General features: G+C 66.6%; 14 protein-coding genes. 7 read left to right on the plus strand and 7 right to left on the minus strand.

All coding sequences use genetic code 11. The features are described 5' to 3' along the window. Nucleotides 1–38 precede the first annotated feature (38 nt). Nucleotides 39–2,324 carry an ATP-dependent Clp protease ATP-binding subunit ClpA gene (gene clpA / locus DX912_RS05600; RefSeq protein ID WP_115841516.1) on the minus strand — a complete coding sequence of 762 codons (2,286 nt, stop codon included), beginning with the start codon at nucleotides 2,322–2,324 and terminating at the stop codon, nucleotides 39–41. A gap of 139 nt (nucleotides 2,325–2,463) precedes the next feature. Further along, entirely contained in the window at nucleotides 2,464–2,784 is a 321-nt protein-coding gene (gene clpS, locus DX912_RS05605) for an ATP-dependent Clp protease adapter ClpS (protein ID WP_115841517.1), read from the minus strand. Between the two features lie 134 nt (nucleotides 2,785–2,918). Here clpS and DX912_RS05610 point away from each other — a divergent pair, with 134 nt between their 5' ends. From DX912_RS05610 to hflD, 4 genes are read left to right on the plus strand one after another with little or no spacing between them, the layout of a single operon-like run. Then, nucleotides 2,919–3,419 carry a YbjN domain-containing protein gene (locus DX912_RS05610; RefSeq protein ID WP_115841518.1) on the plus strand — a complete coding sequence of 167 codons (501 nt, stop codon included), beginning with the start codon at nucleotides 2,919–2,921 and terminating at the stop codon, nucleotides 3,417–3,419. After that, on the plus strand, nucleotides 3,419–3,898 hold the full coding sequence (locus tag DX912_RS05615; protein ID WP_115841519.1) for an NUDIX hydrolase: 480 nt from the start codon (nucleotides 3,419–3,421) through the stop codon (nucleotides 3,896–3,898). Before DX912_RS05610 ends, DX912_RS05615 begins: the two co-directional genes overlap by 1 nt. Then, the gene (gene mnmA / locus DX912_RS05620; RefSeq protein WP_115841520.1) at nucleotides 3,895–5,028 is read left to right on the plus strand and encodes a tRNA 2-thiouridine(34) synthase MnmA; all 1,134 of its coding nucleotides are present in this window, start codon (nucleotides 3,895–3,897) and stop codon (nucleotides 5,026–5,028) included. The genes DX912_RS05615 and mnmA overlap by 4 nt, the downstream gene beginning before the upstream one ends. Before the next feature lie 14 nt (nucleotides 5,029–5,042). Then, the gene (hflD, locus tag DX912_RS05625) at nucleotides 5,043–5,645 is read left to right on the plus strand and encodes a high frequency lysogenization protein HflD (RefSeq protein WP_115841800.1); all 603 of its coding nucleotides are present in this window, start codon (nucleotides 5,043–5,045) and stop codon (nucleotides 5,643–5,645) included. A gap of 396 nt (nucleotides 5,646–6,041) precedes the next feature. Here hflD and acnB read toward each other — a convergent pair whose 3' ends face one another. Genes acnB through DX912_RS05640 form a run of 3 tightly spaced genes read right to left on the minus strand, consistent with a single transcriptional unit; the run spans nucleotide 6,042 to nucleotide 9,392 of the window. After that, the gene (acnB, locus tag DX912_RS05630; protein WP_115841521.1) at nucleotides 6,042–8,639 is read right to left on the minus strand and encodes a bifunctional aconitate hydratase 2/2-methylisocitrate dehydratase; all 2,598 of its coding nucleotides are present in this window, start codon (nucleotides 8,637–8,639) and stop codon (nucleotides 6,042–6,044) included. Nucleotides 8,640–8,677: 38 nt separating this feature from the next. Next, entirely contained in the window at nucleotides 8,678–9,142 is a 465-nt protein-coding gene (locus DX912_RS05635; protein ID WP_115841522.1) for a type II toxin-antitoxin system VapC family toxin, read from the minus strand. A gap of 4 nt (nucleotides 9,143–9,146) precedes the next feature. Next, on the minus strand, nucleotides 9,147–9,392 hold the full coding sequence (locus DX912_RS05640; RefSeq protein ID WP_115841523.1) for an AbrB/MazE/SpoVT family DNA-binding domain-containing protein: 246 nt from the start codon (nucleotides 9,390–9,392) through the stop codon (nucleotides 9,147–9,149). Nucleotides 9,393–9,627: 235 nt separating this feature from the next. On the opposite strand from DX912_RS05640, the gene acnA reads away from it, so the two are divergent. After that, the gene (gene acnA, locus DX912_RS05645; protein ID WP_115841524.1) at nucleotides 9,628–12,393 is read left to right on the plus strand and encodes an aconitate hydratase AcnA; all 2,766 of its coding nucleotides are present in this window, start codon (nucleotides 9,628–9,630) and stop codon (nucleotides 12,391–12,393) included. Between the two features lie 286 nt (nucleotides 12,394–12,679). On the opposite strand, the gene DX912_RS05650 is transcribed toward acnA, so the two are convergent. After that, nucleotides 12,680–13,090 (minus strand): nuclear transport factor 2 family protein, encoded by a 411-nt coding sequence (locus DX912_RS05650; protein WP_233433500.1) that lies wholly within the window; start codon nucleotides 13,088–13,090, stop codon nucleotides 12,680–12,682. A gap of 219 nt (nucleotides 13,091–13,309) precedes the next feature. On the opposite strand from DX912_RS05650, the gene DX912_RS05655 reads away from it, so the two are divergent. Next, a complete protein-coding gene (locus tag DX912_RS05655) occupies nucleotides 13,310–14,989 on the plus strand; it encodes a long-chain fatty acid--CoA ligase (RefSeq protein WP_115841801.1) in 1,680 nt (559 codons plus the stop codon). 165 nt (nucleotides 14,990–15,154) lie between these two features. Then, the gene (locus DX912_RS05660) at nucleotides 15,155–16,030 is read left to right on the plus strand and encodes a crotonase/enoyl-CoA hydratase family protein (protein ID WP_115841802.1); all 876 of its coding nucleotides are present in this window, start codon (nucleotides 15,155–15,157) and stop codon (nucleotides 16,028–16,030) included. A gap of 107 nt (nucleotides 16,031–16,137) precedes the next feature. Here the strand turns inward: DX912_RS05660 and DX912_RS05665 are convergent, their stop codons facing one another. Then, nucleotides 16,138–18,309 carry a response regulator gene (locus DX912_RS05665; protein ID WP_115841526.1) on the minus strand — a complete coding sequence of 724 codons (2,172 nt, stop codon included), beginning with the start codon at nucleotides 18,307–18,309 and terminating at the stop codon, nucleotides 16,138–16,140. Between the last annotated feature and the right edge of the window lies 1 nt (nucleotide 18,310).

Here is an 18,310-nt window from a genome sequence, read left to right on the forward strand (position 1 = left end):
CGAAGCCGCCCGGCGTTTGCATTACTGCCCCGCTGCGATCAGACCGTCGCCGGCAACAGCTTCTCCGGCTCGGCCTGCGCGGTGACGACCAGCTCGTCGTCCTTGACGTCGATACTGACCTTGCCGCCGTTGACCAGCTTGCCGAACAGCAGTTCGTCGGCCAGCGGGCGCTTGATCTTGTCCTGGATCACGCGGGCCATCGGACGGGCGCCCATGAGCGGATCGAAGCCATGCTGCGCCAGCCAGTCGCGTGCGGTCGGCGTGGCCGACAGCGACACGTCCTTCTCGTGCAACTGGGTCTCCAGCTCGATCAGGAACTTGTCCACCACGCGGAGGATGTGGTCGAAGCCCAGCGCCTGGAACTGCACGACCGCGTCGAGGCGGTTGCGGAATTCCGGCGTGAAGCTGCGGCGGATCACTTCCATCGCATCGGTCGAATGGTCCTGGCGCGTGAAGCCGATCGTCCGGCGCGAGGCTTGCGCGGCACCGGCATTGGTCGTCATCACCAAGATCACGTTCTTGAAGTTCGCCTCGCGACCGTTGGTGTCGGTGAGGATGCCGCGATCCATGACCTGCAACAGGATGTTGAAGATGTCCGGATGCGCCTTTTCGACCTCGTCCAGCAGCAGCACGCAGTGCGGCGTCTTGACGATCTTCTCCGTCAGCAGGCCGCCCTGGTCGAAACCGACATAGCCCGGAGGCGCGCCGATCAGGCGGCTGACCGAGTGCGGCTCCATGTACTCGGACATGTCGAAGCGGACCAGTTCGATGCCCAGCTGCAGCGCGAGCTGCTTGGTCACCTCGGTCTTGCCCACGCCGGTCGGGCCGGCGAACAGGAAGTTGCCGATCGGCTTGTCCGGATTGCCCAGGCCTGATCGCGCGAGCTTGATCGCCGAGGTCAGCGTATCGATCGCCGGATCCTGGCCGAAGATCACCATCTTCAGGTTGCGCTCGAGGTTCTTGAGCACGTCCTTGTCGGACGCCGAGACCTGCTTGGTCGGGATGCGCGCCATCTTGGCGACGATCGTCTCGATCTCCTCGACGTCGATCAGCGACTTGCGCACGTCATCGGCCAGCAGGCGCTGGCGAGCGCCGGCCTCGTCGATGACGTCGATGGCCTTGTCGGGCAGCAGGCGGTCGCCGATGTGCTTCACCGATAGGTCCACCGCGGCCTGCAGCGCGTCATCGGCGTAGGTCACGCCATGGTGCGCCTCGTACTTCGGCTTCAGGCCTTGCAGGATTTCATAGGCCTCGCCCACCGTCGGCTCGACGATGTCGATCTTCTGGAAGCGACGCGCCAGGGCGCGGTCCTTCTCGAAGATGCCGCGGTATTCCTGGAACGTGGTCGAGCCGATGCAGCGCAGTTCGCCCGACGCCAGCGCCGGCTTGATGAGGTTGGAGGCGTCCATCGTGCCGCCGCTCGCCGAACCCGCACCGATGATGGTGTGGATCTCGTCGATGAAGAGCACGGCCTCGGGCAGCTTCTTCAGCTGCGTCAGGACCGCCTTCAGGCGCTTCTCGAAGTCGCCCCGGTACTTGGTACCGGCCACCAGCGCGCCCAGGTCGAGCGAATAGATGGTGGCGTCCATCAGCACGTCGGGCACGTCGCCGTCGACGATGCGCTTGGCCAGGCCTTCGGCGATCGCCGTTTTGCCGACGCCGGCCTCGCCAACGTACAGCGGATTGTTCTTGCGGCGGCGGCACAGCACCTGGATGGTGCGCTCCACTTCGTCGGCGCGACCGACCAGCGGGTCGATCTTGCCGTCGCGCGCGAGCTGGTTGAGGTTCACCGCGAACTCCGCCAGGGCGTCGCCCTTGCCTTCGCCCTCGCCGCCTTCGCCCGACTGCGATTCGCCGTCTTCCTGCGAGGAGCGCGTGGGTTCCTGGCCGCCGTGCTTGGCGATGCCATGCGAGATGTAATTGACCACGTCCAGGCGGGCGACGTCCTGCTGGTTGAGGAAGTAGACCGCGTGGCTGTCCTTCTCGCCGAAGATCGCCACCAGCACGTTCGCGCCGGTGACCTCCTTCTTGCCGCTGGACTGCACGTGGTAGACCGCGCGCTGCAGCACTCGCTGGAAGCCCAGCGTGGGCTGCGTGTCGCGGTCGACGTCCTCGGGCAACACCGACACCGAGGTGGCGATGGCCTGCTCCAGGTCGGTGCGCAGGCGCTGGAAATCCACGCCGCATGCCTTGAGCACGGCTTCGGCCGATGGGTTGTCGAGCAGCGCCAACAGCAGGTGTTCGACCGTCATGTACTCGTGACGCGCCTCGCGGGCGCGCTTGTAGCACTGGCCGATGCTGTATTCGAGATCCTTGCTGAACATGGTGGCGTAAGCCTCCGGAAAGCTACTGCCGTCCTAGATGGGGACGCACATGGGGAATTCCATGCTCGCCAGGCTTCGGGATCCGGGGTGGACCCCGCGGGTTCCGCCCTTATCGCTCAGGACGTACTGAGCAGGACTTTTAGGCCTTTTCCATCGTGCACAGCAAGGGATGTTGGTTGAGTCTTGAAAATTCGTTCACCTGCGCCACTTTCGATTCTGCGACCTCGCGGGTGAAAACGCCGCAGACGCCACGCCCCCGGGTATGCACGTGCAGCATGATCTGGGTCGCCTTTTCGGCGTTCATCGCGAAAAAACGCATGAGAACCTCGACGACGAAGTCCATCGGCGTGTAATCGTCGTTCAGCAGCAGGACGGAATACAGCGGTGGCCGGGCGATTTCCGGCTTCCCCGTCTCCACCAGTACGCCGTGCTGGTGCTCGTGTTCGGTCTGTTTGGCCATGGGCGGGATTATAGGCCGCGCTGGAATGCCGCATCGCCCGCCCGCGTGGACGCCCGAGCCCGGCGGCCGGCACAATGCCCTGATTCCTGCGGTCGTCGATCGCTCGCACCCTCTTCCACGCCAAGGACCGTTACATGCGATTTCACGCCCTCGCCGCCGCCCTGGCGTCGCTGTCGGTTTCGATGACCGCCTTCGCCGCCGACACGACGTCCACGCGTGAAACGGACCGTTCCGCCGATCCGGCCATCGCGCGGCAGCTCGACGCCCTGAAGTATCAGTACGAAGTCGACGACGACGGCGACTACAAGCTCGCCTTCGACATGGACAACGGCCGCTCGCAGCTGGCGTTCGTGATCTCCGCCGTCGAAAGTTTCGGCGACATGAAGGTGCGCGAGGTCTGGGCGCCGGCGTATCGCGCGAGCGGCACGCAGTTTCCGGCGGAAGTCGCCAACAAGCTGCTCGAGGACAGCCACGCCAGCAAGCTCGGCGCGTGGGTCAAACAGGGCGACATGGCGGTATTCGTGGTGAAGCTGGCCTCCGACGCGAGCCAGGCCGATCTGTCCGACGCGCTCGACTTCGTCCTGCGCACCGCAGACCAGATGGAAAACGAGCTGACCGGCAAGGACGAGTTCTGATGACCTACCGTCAAGGCCGGTTCTGGCAGCCCGACGTCACCGTGGCCACGGTGGTGGTCGATGGCGGCCGGCTGCTGATGGTCGAGGAGACGGTGGGTGGGAGGCTCGTCCTGAACCAGCCGGCCGGACACCTGGAGCCGGACGAGACGCTGATCGAAGCCGCGCTGCGCGAAACGCGCGAGGAAACCGGCTGGGACGTGCGCCTGACCGCCTTCGTCGGGGCGTACCAGTGGAAGGCGCCGGTCAATCCGGACGGAAGCGGCGGCCGCCATTACCTGCGTTTCGCCTTCGCCGCCGAGCCGGTGGCGCACGATCCTTCACGAACGCTCGATGAGGGCATCGTGCGCGCCGTGTGGATGACGCCGAGCGAACTGCAGGCCGCGCACGAACGCCACCGCAGTCCGCTGGTCTGGCGCGTCGCGGCCGACTTCCTCGGCGGCAAGCGGCATTCCCTGGACATCACGCAGCACATCGCATGAGCACGGCACCGCGCACTGCAGTCCGTACGGTAGTCGGCATGTCCGGAGGCGTCGATTCCTCCGTTGCCGCGCTGCGCCTGCGCGACGAGGACGAGCCGATCGCCGGCTTGTTCATGCAGAACTGGGACGACGATGGTTCCGGCGACTGCCGCGCCGAGGACGATCGCCGCGACGCCGTCGCAGTGAGCGGCCGGCTCGGCATTCCGATCCATTTCCGCGATTTCTCCGGCGAATACTGGAAGGGTGTGTTCGAGCACTTCCTCGCCGAATACGCCGCGGGCCGCACGCCGAACCCGGACGTGCTGTGCAACCGCGAGATCAAGTTCAAGCATTTCCTCGACGCGGCGCGCGCGCTGGGCGCGGAGTTCATCGCGACCGGGCATTACGCCCGCGTCGAGGCGCGCGACGGCCGTCATCTGCTGCTGCGTGCAGTGGATAGGAGCAAGGACCAGAGCTACTTCCTGCACCAGCTCGGGCAGGCGCAGCTGTCGGCGACGAAGTTCCCGCTCGGCCGGCTGCTCAAGCGCGACGTGCGCCAGATGGCGCTCGACGCCGGCCTGCCGACGGCGGCGAAGAAGGATTCCACCGGCATCTGCTTCATCGGCGAGCGCGACTTCCGCGAGTTCCTCGGCCGCTACCTGCCCGCGCGCGAAGGCGAGATGCGTACGCCCGACGGCCAGGTCATCGGGCGGCATCCGGGCGTGTTCTATTTCACGCTGGGCCAGCGCGAAGGACTGAACATCGGCGGTGTTCGCGGCTTCGAAGCGGCGCCGTGGTACGTAGTAGGCAAGGACGTCGGCGAGAACGTGCTGTACGTCGACCAGGGCAGCGATAGCCCGTGGCTGCATTCGCAGGCGCTGTGGTCGGAAGCGGCGCACTGGATCGCGGGCAGCCCGCCGGCGAAGCGGTTCGAGTGCACGGCGCAGACGCGCTACCGGCAGGCCGACGAAGCCTGCGAGGTCGATGTCCGCGATGACGGCACGCTGTCGGTGCGGTTCGCCCGCGCGCAGCGCGCGGTCACGCCCGGACAATCCCTGGTGCTTTACGACGGCGATGTCTGCCTGGGCGGCGCGGTGATCGCCGCCACTGACGCGCCCCTGGAAGAACGATTGAAGGCTCGAGCTGCATGACCCAGAACACGTCGATGTCCACGCGCGTCCTCGCCCTCGCCGGCCTCGTGCAGGCCCTGGCCCAGGTACGTCGCGTGGCGGACACCGGACAGGCCAACGCCGCCATCCTCACCACCGCGATGGATTCGGTGTTCCGCATCGATGCGCCCTCGCCGAGGGCCGTCTACGGCGACGTCGAGGCGCTGCGCCCGGGCCTGACGTTGTTGCGCGACTACTTCGGCAGCTCGCAACGCGACGAACAGCTGCCCCGGCTGGTGCTGGCGGTGATGCAGCTGGAACGCCGTTTCGTGCGCGACGACGACATGGGCCGCCGCGTGCAGTCGGGCATCCGCGCGCAGGCCGGCAATGCCGAGCGCATGGGAAGCACGCATCCGGACGTGATGGCGGCGCTGGGTTCGCTCTACGCCGAAACGCTCAGCCACCTGCGTCCGCGCGTGCTCGTGCAGGGCAACCCGCACTACTTGGGCCAGGCGAACGTGGTGTCGGAAGTGCGCGCGATCCTTCTCGCGGCCGTGCGATCGGCCGTGCTCTGGCGCCAGTGCGGCGGCAGCCTCTGGGATTTCCTGCTGCGTCGCCGCGACCTGCTGGCCGCCGTTCGGGACCACCTGGAAGGCTGATATCCCCGGCGGTGCGCTGATCGCGATGTGCGTTCCCGGTCAGCCCGTGACCGCGCCCGCCGCCACCGCCCACCAGACCGCGGCCCCCAATGCCGCGAGTATCGTCCAGCGCATTGCCTGCTCCACCCGGTCTGACCGGGCCGGCTTGTCCGTTCTCATGTCGCTTCCCCCTGCGTGCCGCCTATGAGATAGCGGCACAGGACGCAAGTCCTTGACTGTTGTCACGCAGTGGATCGGAACCGGCGGCCAGAAGTCGCGGTTTGTTCGCGGACTGCGACGCCGGGCGCAGGTTGTTGCGCGGTGCGTCATTCGCCGCTTCCGCCGGCTACCCAATGCCAGAACAAAAACCCCGGCCGAAGCCGGGGTTTTTCGTTTGTCGCATGAAGCCGTCGCCGATCAGGCCGCGACCGTCTCCGCTACCTGGCGGTAATCCTCGATCTGGTCGAAGTTCATGTAGCGGTAGATCTCGGCGCCCTTCGCATTGATCACGCCGATGTCGGCCATGTATTCCTCGCGCGTCGGGATGCGGCCCAGGCGCGAGCAGATGGCGGCCAGCTCGGCCGAACCCAGGTACACGTTGGTGTTGCGGCCCAGGCGGTTCGGGAAGTTGCGGGTCGAGGTGGAGAACACCGTCGCGCCCTCGCGCGCCTGCGCCTGGTTGCCCATGCACAGCGAGCAGCCCGGCATTTCCATGCGCGCGCCGGCCGTGCCGAAGGTGCCGTAGTGGCCTTCCTTCGTCAGCTCGGAGGCGTCCATCTTGGTCGGCGGGGCGACCCATAGGCGCGTCGGGATGTCGCGCTTGCCTTCCAGCAGCTTCGCGGCGGCGCGGAAGTGGCCGATGTTGGTCATGCACGAACCGATGAACACTTCGTCGATCTTCGCGCCCGCGACGTCGGACAGCGTCTTCACGTCGTCCGGATCGTTCGGGCAGGCGAGGATCGGCTCGACGATCTGGTTCAGGTCGATCTCGATGACCGCGGCGTACTCGGCATCGGCGTCGCCTTCCAGCAGCTGGGGGTTGGCCAGCCACGCTTCCATCGCCTTGATGCGGCGGGCCAGCGAGCGCGGATCGGCGTAGCCCTCGGCGATCATCCACTTCAGCAGCGTGATGTTGCTGGTGAGGTATTCGATGATCGGCTCCTTGTCTAGCTTCACCGTGCAGCCGGCGGCCGAACGCTCGGCCGAGGCGTCGGACAGCTCGAACGCCTGTTCGACCTTCAGGTGCGGCAGGCCTTCGATTTCGAGGATGCGGCCGGAGAAGATGTTCTTCTTGCCCTGCTTGGCGACGGTGAGCAGGCCCTGCTTGATCGCGGCCAGCGGGATCGCGTTGACCAGGTCGCGCAGCGTGACGCCCGGCTGCATCTCACCCTTGAAGCGCACCAGCACCGATTCCGGCATGTCCAGCGGCATGACGCCGGTGGCCGCCGCGAACGCGACCAGGCCCGAGCCGGCCGGGAACGAGATGCCCACCGGGAAGCGCGTGTGCGAGTCGCCGCCGGTGCCGACGGTGTCGGGCAGCAGCATGCGGTTGAGCCAGCTGTGGATCACGCCGTCGCCCGGGCGCAGCGCGATGCCGCCACGGTTGCTGATGAAGGCGGGCAGCTCGTGGTGCGTCTTCACGTCCACCGGCTTCGGGTAGGCGGCGGTGTGGCAGAACGACTGCATGACCAGGTCGGCCGAGAAGCCCAGGCACGCCAGGTCCTTCAGCTCGTCGCGGGTCATCGGGCCGGTGGTGTCCTGTGAACCGACCGAGGTCATCTTCGGCTCGCAGTACGTGCCCGGGCGGATGCCTTGCTGCGTACCGTTAACTTCGGGCAGGCCGCAGGCGCGACCGACCATCTTCTGCGCCAGCGAGTAGCCCTTGCCGGTGTCGGCGGGGTTCTGCGGAAGGCGGAACAGCGTCGACGGCGCCAAGCCCAGCGCTTCGCGCGCCTTGGCGGTCAGGCCGCGGCCGACGATCAGCGGGATGCGGCCGCCGGCGCGGACTTCGTCGAACAGCACGTCCGACTTCACCGAGAACTCGGCGATGACTTCACCGTTCTTCAGCGCACGGCCCTCGTACGGACGCAGCTCGACCACGTCGCCCATGTGCATCTGCGACACGTCGAGTTCGATCGGCAGCGCGCCGGCGTCTTCCATGGTGTTGTAGAAGATCGGCGCGATCTTCGAACCCAGGCACACGCCGCCGAAGCGCTTGTTCGGGATGAAGGGGATGTCCTCGCCGGTGAACCACAGCACCGAGTTGGTGGCGGACTTGCGGCTGGAACCGGTGCCGACGACGTCGCCGACGTAGGCGACCAGGTAGCCCTTGGCCTTCAGCGATTCGATGAAGGCGACCGGGCCCCGCTTGCCGTCTTCTTCCGGCTCGATGCCGTCGCGCTTGTTCTTCAGCATCGCCAGCGCGTGCAGCGGGATGTCCGGGCGCGTGGTCGCGTCGGGGGCCGGCGACAGGTCGTCGGTGTTGGTCTCGCCGGTCACCTTGAACACCGTGATGGTCATCGACTCCGGCACTTCCGGACGGCTGGTGAACCACTCGGCGTCGGCCCAGCTCTGCAGCACGGCCTTGGCGTTGGCGTTGCCCTTCTCGGCCTTTTCCTGCACGTCGTGGAACGCGTCGAACATCAGCAGCGTGTGCTTGAGCGCGTTGGCTGCGACGGTGCCGACCTCGGCGTCGTCCAGCAGTTCCACCAGCGGGTGGATGTTGTAGCCGCCGAGCATCGTGCCCAGCAGCTCGGTGGCGCGGGCGCGCGAGATCAGCGCGTTCTTCTCGGTGCCGAAGGCGACGGCAGCGAGGTAGGACGCCTTCACCTTCGCGGCATCGTCCACGCCGGCCGGCACGCGGTTCGTGATGAGGTCGAGCAGGAAGCCTTCCTCGCCCGCCGGCGGTGCCTTCAGCAGTTCGATGACGTCGGCGGTCTGCTGCGCGGTGAGCGGCAGCGGGGGGATGCCCAGCGCGGCGCGCTCGGCAACGTGGTGGCGATAGGCTTCCAACATGGTTCTCTCCAGGAAAAGCGTCAGTTCGAGTGTTTGGTTCAAGCGGCCGGCGTGCCCGCCAACGTCTTGGGCACGATGATCTTCAGGCCCTTGAAGTAGTCGCGGAAAAACCCGGCATCGCGGGTGATGAGGCCGGCGCACTGCAGCAGCGCATGGGCGCCGACGATGAAGTCAGGGACGGTTCGCGGCGAGAGCGGGCTGCCCTGCCCCGCGGCGCGACGCTGGTTGAAGCGGCGCTGCATCTCGCCGGCGCGGATCGCCGAGCGGCGCTCCACGGGCAGGTAGCGCATGCCCATCTCCTCGACGACGTCCATGATGTCGGTGCCGTGGCCGAGGCCGGCGGTGATCTCGCTGACCACCACGTCGCACAGCACGACCGGGCCCTGCGCCAGCGCGTCGCGGACGCACTGCTCCGCGGCGTCGGCCATGCCGGCGTCTTCGCCGAGCAGGTCGATCAGGACGGACGTGTCGATCGCGATGGTGTTGCTGGCCGCGGTGGTCATCGCGTCAGACGTCCACCGGGTCGCCCGGGGCGCGCCCGCGCAGTTCGCGCATGACGTCGTCGGTGGTCACGCCTTCGGGCAGCTTGAACCGGCCGCGGGCACGCGAAATCGCATCGTCGACGTTCTTGCGCAGGATGATGCGCCCGCCTTCCAGTTCCACCTTCAGATGGGTGCCCTTGGTCAGGCCCAGTGCGTCGCGCACGGCCTTGGGCAGCGTGATCTGGCCACGCTCGGCCACGATGGCTTCCACGGTCGACCTCCCGGCTTGATGGTTGCGTACCGACGGATTCGGTATGCATGAATGATACATACCTTCTCGCCCATACTCAATTCAACATGGCAACGCAAGCGCACAATAGGAGCCCTGTTCAGGATGTAAGACCATCGTCCGGTCGGCGTGTTAACGCGCGCAGCGGATAATCGACCGGGTCTTGTCCCCTCTCCGAGCCAGACTCGCCATTCAGCCCAGCCGCCAGGAGGCCCCCGTGTCCCAAGACTCCTTCCAGACCCGCCGCACGCTCGACGTGGGCGGACGTTCGCTCACCTACTTCAGCCTGCCGGCACTGGGCGAACGGTTCGATATCGGCCGCCTGCCGTATTCCATGAAGATCCTGCTGGAGAATCTGTTGCGCCATGAGGACGGCGGCGTGACGGTCGGGCCCGAGCACATCGAGGCGGTCGCGAAGTGGGACTGCAAGGCCGAGCCGGATACCGAAATCGCCTTCATGCCCGCGCGTGTGGTGCTCCAGGACTTCACCGGCGTGCCCTGCGTGGTCGACCTGGCGGCGATGCGCGATGCGGTGACGAAGCTCGGCGGCAATCCGCGCCAGATCAATCCGCTGATCCCGTCCGAACTGGTGATCGACCATTCCGTGCAGGTCGACGTGTTCGGCACGCCCGACGCGCTTGACCTCAACGGCAAGATCGAATTCCAGCGCAACATGGAGCGCTACAGCTTCCTGCGCTGGGGCCAGAAGGCGTTCGACAACTTCAAGGTCGTGCCGCCGAACACCGGCATCGTCCACCAGGTGAACCTGGAGAACCTGGCGCGCGTGGTGGTCGAACGCGACGTCGACGGCGAGCAGCTCGCCTTCCCCGACACCGTCTTCGGCACCGACAGCCACACGACGATGATCAACGGCATCGGCGTGCTGGGCTGGGGCGTGGGCGGCATCGAGGCCGAAGCGGCGATGCTCGGGCAACCCTCGTCGATGCTGATTCCGCAGGTGGTCGGCTTCAAGCTCACCGGCGCGCTGCCGGAAGGCACGACCGCGACCGACCTGGTGCTCACCGTCACGCAGATGCTGCGCAAGCTGGGCGTGGTCGGCAAGTTCGTCGAGTTCTTCGGCGACGGCTTGCAGCACCTGCCGCTGGCCGATCGCGCGACGATCGCCAACATGGCGCCCGAATACGGCGCGACCTGCGGCATCTTCCCCATCGACGCCGAATCGCTCAATTACCTGCGCCTGTCGGGCCGCAGCGACGCGCAGATCGCGCTGGTCGAGGCCTACGCGAAGGCGCAGGGCCTGTGGCACGAACCGGGCGCGCCGGAAGCGGCGTACTCGACGACGCTCGAACTCGACCTGGGCGACGTGAAGCCCTCGCTCGCCGGCCCGAAGCGCCCACAGGATCGCGTGCTGCTGGTCGACGTGAAGCAGAACTACCGCGACAACCTCGGCCCGCTGACGGCGGGTCGCGACAAGCGCTCTCCCGACGTGGCCAATTTCGTTGCCGAAGGCGGCGGGGCGGCGGTCGGCAACGAATCGCTGCACAAGGGCATGGCCGACATCCGCATCAAGGACGAAAACGTGCGGCTGAAGGACGGCGCGGTGGTGATCGCCGCGATCACCTCGTGCACCAACACGTCCAATCCGGCGGTGATGCTGGGCGCGGGCCTGCTCGCGCGCAATGCGGCGAAGCTCGGCCTGAAGGCGAAGCCGTGGGTGAAGACCTCGCTCGGGCCGGGCTCGCTCGTGGTCACCGATTACCTGCGCAAGGCCGGCGTACTCGACGATCTGGAGAAGCTCGGCTTCTTCGTGGTCGGCTACGGCTGCACGACATGCATCGGCAATTCCGGCCCGCTGCCGACCGAAGTCAGCGCCGGGATCGCCGCGGGCGACCTCGTCGTCGCCTCCGTGCTGTCGGGCAACCGCAACTTCGAAGGCCGCGTGCATCCCGAAGTGAAGATGAACTACCTCGCCTCGCCGCCGCTGGTGGTGGCGTACGCGATCGCCGGCACGGTCGACATCGACCTGAGCCGCGAACCGCTCGGCAAGGGCGCCGACGGGCAGGACGTGTTCCTGCGCGACATCTGGCCGACGAACAAGGAAATCGGCGACGTCATCGCCGCCACCGTCGGGCCGGAGCTGTTCGCGCAGAACTACGCCGACGTGTTCAAGGGCGACACGCGCTGGAACACGATCGCTTCGCCGGAAGGCGAGTCGTTCGCGTGGGACGAAGCTTCGACCTACATCAAGAACCCGCCCTATTTCGACGGCATGAGCATGCAGGTCGGCACGATCGACGACATCCATGGCGCGCGCGTGCTGGGGCTGTTCGGCGACTCGATCACCACCGACCACATCTCGCCGGCGGGCAATATCAAGAAGGATTCGCCGGCGGGTCGCTTCCTGATCTCGCGCGGCGTGCAGCCGGCGGATTTCAACAGCTACGGCAGCCGTCGCGGCAACGACGATGTGATGGTCCGCGGCACGTTCGCCAACATCCGCATCAAGAACCTGATGTTCGGCGGCGAGGAAGGCGGCAACACGCTGTACTTCGGCAAGGACGGCGCGGCGCCGGAAAAGCTGTCGATCTACGACGCGGCGATGAAGTACAAGGCCGACGGCGTGCCGCTGGTGGTGCTGGCCGGCAAGGAATACGGCACCGGTTCCTCGCGCGACTGGGCCGCCAAGGGCACCAACCTGTTGGGCGTCAAGGCCGTGATCGCCGAGAGCTTCGAGCGCATCCACCGTTCCAACCTGGTCGGCATGGGCGTACTGCCGCTGCTGTTCAAGGAAGGCGAGAACGCGCAGACGCTGGGGCTGGACGGCTCGGAAACCTTCAGCGTCACCGGCCTGCAGGATGGCGAATCCAAGCGCGCCACCGTCACTGCCAAGCGCAAGGACGGCAGCACGGTTTCGTTCGAAGTAAAGGTGATGCTGCTGACGCCGAAGGAAGTCGAGTACTTCCGCCACGGCGGCATCCTGCATTACGTGCTGCGTCAGCTGGCAGCCAAGAAGTCGCTGTAACTCCGGAACGGCGGAAGCCGGCCCGCCGCTCACGCGGCGGGCGTTCAGAAGGACGCGCGGCAGTGCCGCGCAGCCGTCCTTCCTTACCCACCACGGCGGAATCCTGCATTACGTGCTGCGCCAGCTGGCAGCCAAGAAGGGGTTGTAACCCACGCCTTTGTTTGAAGCCCCTCTCCCATCGGGAGAGGGGTTGGGGTGAGGGTCGGCGGAGTTTCGACGCCGACGCCGCCCGCTCCAATGATCAGCCCGCGCCTCGGGCTGGTCGGCGTGTAGACGCAGCCAAACGCTACAACCGCCCGACCCACTCCACGCTCGTCATCCGCCACTGGCCATCGACCTCGCGCCATCCGGTCGTGACGTCGTACAGCCTTGCCGTATCGGGCAGCAACTGCCCAGAACTGCCGGTCAGCGCGACGTTGAATTTCGCCGTCGCATGTCCGGGCGTCATGTCGATCGAGATCGGCCCCACGTTCGCGCCGATCGCGCCATGGCGAAGGAACATCAGCTGCGCCAGGCGGCGCGCACCATTGCGATCCAGCCCGGTAGGCCCGACGAAATCCTCGGCCAGCACCTCGTCCAGCGCCGCGGTGTCCTTCTGCTCGATCGCGGCCTGCAGTTCGCCCATCGTTTCCCGCAGGCGCTCCTCCGGCGGAGTGCGCCCGCAGGCGACCGTCAGGAGCGCCAGGCACGCAGCCACGACCACGCCTAAGAAAACCCGTCCCTTCCACATTCCAATCGTTCCCCTTCGCATCGCACGACCACTCCATCCTGCCATGGAGCGTCGGCGCCAAAACCACGCCGCACCGCGCCTTGCCAGTCCTCGCGCCCCATGCTCCAATCCAGAGAAACCGTACGGTGGAGCATCCATGGAATGCGACCGACGGACCTGATCAACAGCGATGGAGAGGGGATCGCGATGAGTTTCGAACGTCCGTGGCTGGCACAGTACCCCGAGCGGGTTCCGGCCGAAATCGATGTGGATGAGTTTCCGTCCGTCGTCGCCGTGCTGGAAAGCGCCATCGAGAATTACCGCGACCGCCCTGCGTTCGCCAACCTCGGCAAGACCCTCACCTACGCCGAAATCGACCAGCTCAGCGCGCAGTTCGCCGCGTACCTGCTGGGTGAGCTGAAGCTCAAGAAGGGCGATCGCGTCGCGATCATGATGCCCAACTGCCTGCAGTACCCGATCGCCACGTTCGGGGTGCTGCGCGCAGGACTGACGGTGGTCAACACCAATCCGATGTACACCGCGCGCGAGCTGAAGCACCAGCTGGTGGATTCGGGCGCGAGCGTGATCTTCGTGCTCGACAACTTCGCGCACACCGTGCAGGAAGTGATCGCCGATACGCAGGTCAAGCAGGTGATCACGACGGGCCTGGGCGACATGCTCGGCTTCCCGAAGGGCGCGATCGTCAATTTCGTCCTGAAGTACGTCAAGAAGATGGTGCCGGAGTACGACCTGCCCGGCGCGATCCGCTTCCGCGACGCACTGGCGCTGGGCCAGCGGCACACGCTGCCGACGGTCGACATCGAACCGAACGACATCGCCTTCCTGCAGTACACCGGCGGCACCACGGGCGTGGCGAAGGGCGCGATGCTCACCCACCGCAACATGGTCGCCAACATGCAGCAGGCGGCCGCGTGGGTCGGCACGAACGTGCGCATGGGCGAAGAGGTAATCATCACCGCGCTGCCGCTGTACCACATCTTCGCGCTGACGGCGAACGGCCTGGTCTTCATGAAGTTCGGCGGCTTGAACCACATGATCACCAACCCGCGCGACATGAAGGCGTTCGTCAAGGAGCTCAAGAGCACCCGTTTCACCGCCATCACCGGCGTCAACACGCTCTTCAACGGCCTGCTCAACACGCCGGGCTTCGACGAAGTGGACTTCTCCGGTTTGCACTTGACGCTGGGCGGCGGCATGGCCGTGCAGCGCTCGGTGGCCGAACGTTGGAAGCAGGTCACCGGCTCGACGTTGGTGGAAGCCTACGGCCTGACCGAATCGGCGCCGGCGGCGTGCATCAACCCGATGGACCTGGCCGACTACAACGGCGCCATCGGCCTGCCGATCCCGTCCACCGACGCCTGCGTCAAGGACGAAGCCGGCAACGCGCTGCCGCAGGGCGAAGTGGGCGAACTGTGCCTGCGTGGCCCGCAGATCATGAAGGGCTACTGGAAGCGGCCGGAAGACACCGCCGCGGCGATCGACGCCGACGGCTGGCTGCATACCGGCGACATGGCGCGCATGGACGAGAAGGGCTTCTTCTACATCGTCGACCGCAAGAAGGACATGATCCTGGTGTCGGGTTTCAACGTGTACCCGAACGAGGTCGAGGACGTCATCGCGATGATGCCGGGCGTGCTCGAAGTCGCTGCCGTCGGCGTTCCGGACGAGAAGTCCGGCGAGGCGGTCAAGGTCGTCATCGTCAAGAAGGACCCGGCGCTGACCGCCGAGCAGGTCAAGGCGCACGCACGCGAGAACCTCACCGGCTACAAGCATCCGCGCTACGTCGAATTCCGGACCGAGCTTCCGAAGACGAACGTCGGCAAGATCCTGCGCCGCGAACTGCGGGACGCACCGGCAGCACGCTGAACCCATCCTGCCCGTTTGTCGGACGCTTCATGAAAGCCCCTCCCCTCGCGGAGGGGCTTTCTCTTTTGTCGAGTTTTCGCGGTGTAGCATCGCCCCGTGGGCAAAACTCCCCTGCCGCTCGCTGCCCACACCCTGCCTGCGGGCGGCGATGCCGAGGACCGCAACATGAGCACGATCGAGAAACTGCACCGCACGCGCGCCTACCCGACCCTGCGCGTCGAATCCGACCCCGCGGGTGACACGCACTGGATGTACATGCACAACGACCACACCCAGGGCGCGCGTCCGTGCTTCCGCACGGAACTCATGGACGACATGTGGAGCTTCCTCAACTCGATCACGCTGCGCGAGAACCAGCGCCAGTGCGGGCGCCTTCGCCATGTCGTGCTCGCATCCTCCGCGCCGCATGCGTTCAACCTCGGCGGCGACCTGCAACTGTTCTCGCAACTGATCCGCGCGAACGATCGCGAACATCTGCTCGCCTATGCGCGTCGTTGCGTCGAAGGCGTGCACCACTTCCATACCGGCCTGGGTGGCGACGTGCGCACCATCGCGCTCATCCAGGGCGATGCGCTGGGCGGCGGCCTGGAGCTCGCACTGTCGTGCCACACCATCGTCGCCGAGGAAGGCGCCGAGATGGGCTTGCCGGAGGTGCTGTTCGGTCTCTTCCCGGGCATGGGCGCGTACTCGTTCCTGTGCAAGCGCGTTACGCCGCAGCTCGCCGAGCGCCTGATCTTGGAAGGCACGATCGCGCCGGCCGAGGAATGGCACCGCATGGGCGTGGTCGACATCCTCGTGCCGAAGGGCGAAGGCGAAGCCGCCGTCAATGACGTGATCCGTCGCCAGCAGCGCGCCCCGCACGCGCACCTCGCGATGAACGCCGTTCGGGGTATCGGCCAGCCGGTCGGCTACGACGAGCTGATGGGCATCACCGAGGTATGGGTCGACACGGCGCTTGCGCTGGGCGACAAGGCGCTGCGGACGATGGAGCGCATCGTGAAGGCACAGGAGCGTCGTTCGGGAACGGAAGCGGCCGCCTGACGGCTGCCAGGGAAACCGGTTGACCGGAACACTCTGGCCCGGCAGGCAACACCGGCATCACGGGGCAGGCAGCATGGGGACGAACGGGCCGAACCTCCGGCCCGGGATCAGGGGGAGCGCTCGCCTTCGCCGCGCGCGGCACGCTGCCGTTCGCGGGCTTCGAGCGCCGCCCTGCCCTGTGTCAGACGTTCCCTCAAACGGGCCAGGTGGGAGGACCAGTCGCGCGCCAGCTGCCAGTCCGGCAGGCGCATCAATTCGCCGCTGATGGCGGCCAGCTTGATCAACCCCAGGTTGCTCGCCACGCCCTTGAGCGCGTGCGCCTGGTCGCGTGTGCGCTCCCAGTCGACGCGCTGCGCGCAGGCTTCGATCTGTTGCAGGCACTTTTCGGCGTCGATCAGGCACTGCGCGATGAACTCGCGCTCGAAGCCGGCGCCCATGCCGAGCGCGCCCAGTTCGTCCAGCACCGAGGGGTCGAAGTGGCTGTCGGTGGCCACCGCGGCGCTGCGCGCGGGTGCGACCACCGTCGTGGCGACGCGCTGGTTCGCGGCGATGTCGGCCAGCGTGTCGAGCAGGCGCGTGGTCGACACGGGCTTGGACAGGAACGCCCGTGCGCCGGCCTGTTCGCAGGCCTGGATCGACTCGGTCGTGACGTCGGCGGAGAGGATCAGCACAGGCGTGCGTCGACCACTGCCAGCTTCCATGACGCGCAGCTGGCGCAGCAGGTCCAGGCCGCTGACGTCGGGCATGTGCAGGTCGGTGATGACCGCGTCGTAGTCCGACGTGGTCAGTGCGTTGAGCACTTCCTCGCCACCTTCGACGCAGAGCACGCGATGCCCCGCCTTCTGCAGCAGGCGCTGCAACACCATGCGATTGGCGATGTGATCGTCGGCGACGATGATCGACAGGCTGCGCACCCGTGCGCGGTGGCGCAGGAACGGGTCGGAGAAGGCGATGACGTTCGGCGCGGTCTCGGGCTGCCCCTGCTCCGGCACCGCCTGCTCTTCGGCCTGCGGAATGATCTCGGCGCGCTCGAACGGAAGCTCGACCCAGAAGCGGCTGCCGCCACCTTCCACGGGCTCGTAGCCGATGCTGCCGCCCATGCCTTCGGCGAGCCCCTTCGCGATGGTGGTGCCCAGACCCGTGCCGCCATAGCGGCGCGCCAGGCTCACGTCGGCCTGTTCGAAAGGCTTGAACAGACGCTGGCGCATCGCGGCAGGAACGCCGATGCCGGTATCGGTCACGACGAAGCGCAGGCGCACACGTTCAGCGGTCGCATCGGCGACGCCCACATCCATGCGCACCGCGCCCTGATCGGTGAACTTCACCGCGTTGCCGGCGAGATTGATCAGGATCTGGCGCACATGGCCGACGTCGCCGCGCAGGACCTCGGGCACGTCGCGCCCGATCGTGACCTCGTACTGCAGTTGCTTGGCGCGCACCTGCGGCTGAAGGATCAGGCTGATGGCATCCATCAGCTCGCGCGGGGTGAAATCGACGCGATCGAGCTTCAGCTTGCCCGCTTCGATCGCGGAGATGTCCAGCACGTCTTCGACCAGCGACAGCAGGCTGCGCGTGGATGCCTGGATCGTGCTCAGGCACTCGCGCTGCTCGTTGTCGAGCTTCGTCGTCGCCAGCAGCTCCGACATGCCCGCCAAGCCGTTGAGCGGCGTGCGGAACTCGTGGCTCATGTTCGCCAGGAAGCGGCTCTTGGCTTCGTTGGCGCGGCGCGCCTCGTCGGTCGCAGTGGTGAGCGCCCGCAGCAGGCCGGACAGATACAAGGGAATGGCGACCAGGCCAAGCAACAGGCCCACGCCCAGTACACGGTTGGAGAGCCAGTATTCGTTGGACGCGACCACCGCGCCGAAACTGGCGAATGCCATCGCCACGGCACCATAGAGGTAACCGTTGCCGAAGCGCAGGCCGTTGCCGATCGTGACCCACATCAGGATCACGTAGACCCAGGCCAGCGGCTCGCCGATGTGGATCATCGCCGCGGCCATCAGGCCGTAGTCGGAGATCATGCCGATGATGCGGCGCAGGTGCGACTTGCGCGGCCGCCACAGGATCCAGGCGATCAGGAACGCACCGACCACGAAGCCGGTTTCCACCATCTTCAGGACGTTGACGTATTCCTTCGACGGCAATGCACCAGTTGCGCCGCGCACGAGCATGTAGACCAGCACGACGGAAAGCACCGCCAGGCGCACGAAGGCCTGACCATGCTCACTGTCCGGGCGCCGCGAAAGTTCCTTTTTCAGATGGCGCAGCAGGTTCAACATC

Origin of the sequence: Lysobacter soli (assembly GCF_003382285.1) — a bacterium.
GTDB lineage: Bacteria > Pseudomonadota > Gammaproteobacteria > Xanthomonadales > Xanthomonadaceae > Lysobacter_J > Lysobacter_J soli.

Coding starts and splice junctions, on each gene's coding strand:
- clpA (WP_115841516.1), bottom strand. CDS start 2,324: ATGTTCAGCAAGGATCTCGAATACAGCATCGGCCAGTGCTACAAGCGC.
- clpS (WP_115841517.1), bottom strand. CDS start 2,784: ATGGCCAAACAGACCGAACACGAGCACCAGCACGGCGTACTGGTGGAG.
- DX912_RS05610 (WP_115841518.1), top strand. CDS start 2,919: ATGCGATTTCACGCCCTCGCCGCCGCCCTGGCGTCGCTGTCGGTTTCG.
- DX912_RS05615 (WP_115841519.1), top strand. CDS start 3,419: ATGACCTACCGTCAAGGCCGGTTCTGGCAGCCCGACGTCACCGTGGCC.
- mnmA (WP_115841520.1), top strand. CDS start 3,895: ATGAGCACGGCACCGCGCACTGCAGTCCGTACGGTAGTCGGCATGTCC.
- hflD (WP_115841800.1), top strand. CDS start 5,043: ATGTCCACGCGCGTCCTCGCCCTCGCCGGCCTCGTGCAGGCCCTGGCC.
- acnB (WP_115841521.1), bottom strand. CDS start 8,639: ATGTTGGAAGCCTATCGCCACCACGTTGCCGAGCGCGCCGCGCTGGGC.
- DX912_RS05635 (WP_115841522.1), bottom strand. CDS start 9,142: ATGACCACCGCGGCCAGCAACACCATCGCGATCGACACGTCCGTCCTG.
- DX912_RS05655 (WP_115841801.1), top strand. CDS start 13,310: ATGAGTTTCGAACGTCCGTGGCTGGCACAGTACCCCGAGCGGGTTCCG.
- DX912_RS05660 (WP_115841802.1), top strand. CDS start 15,155: ATGAGCACGATCGAGAAACTGCACCGCACGCGCGCCTACCCGACCCTG.
- DX912_RS05665 (WP_115841526.1), bottom strand. CDS start 18,309: ATGTTGAACCTGCTGCGCCATCTGAAAAAGGAACTTTCGCGGCGCCCG.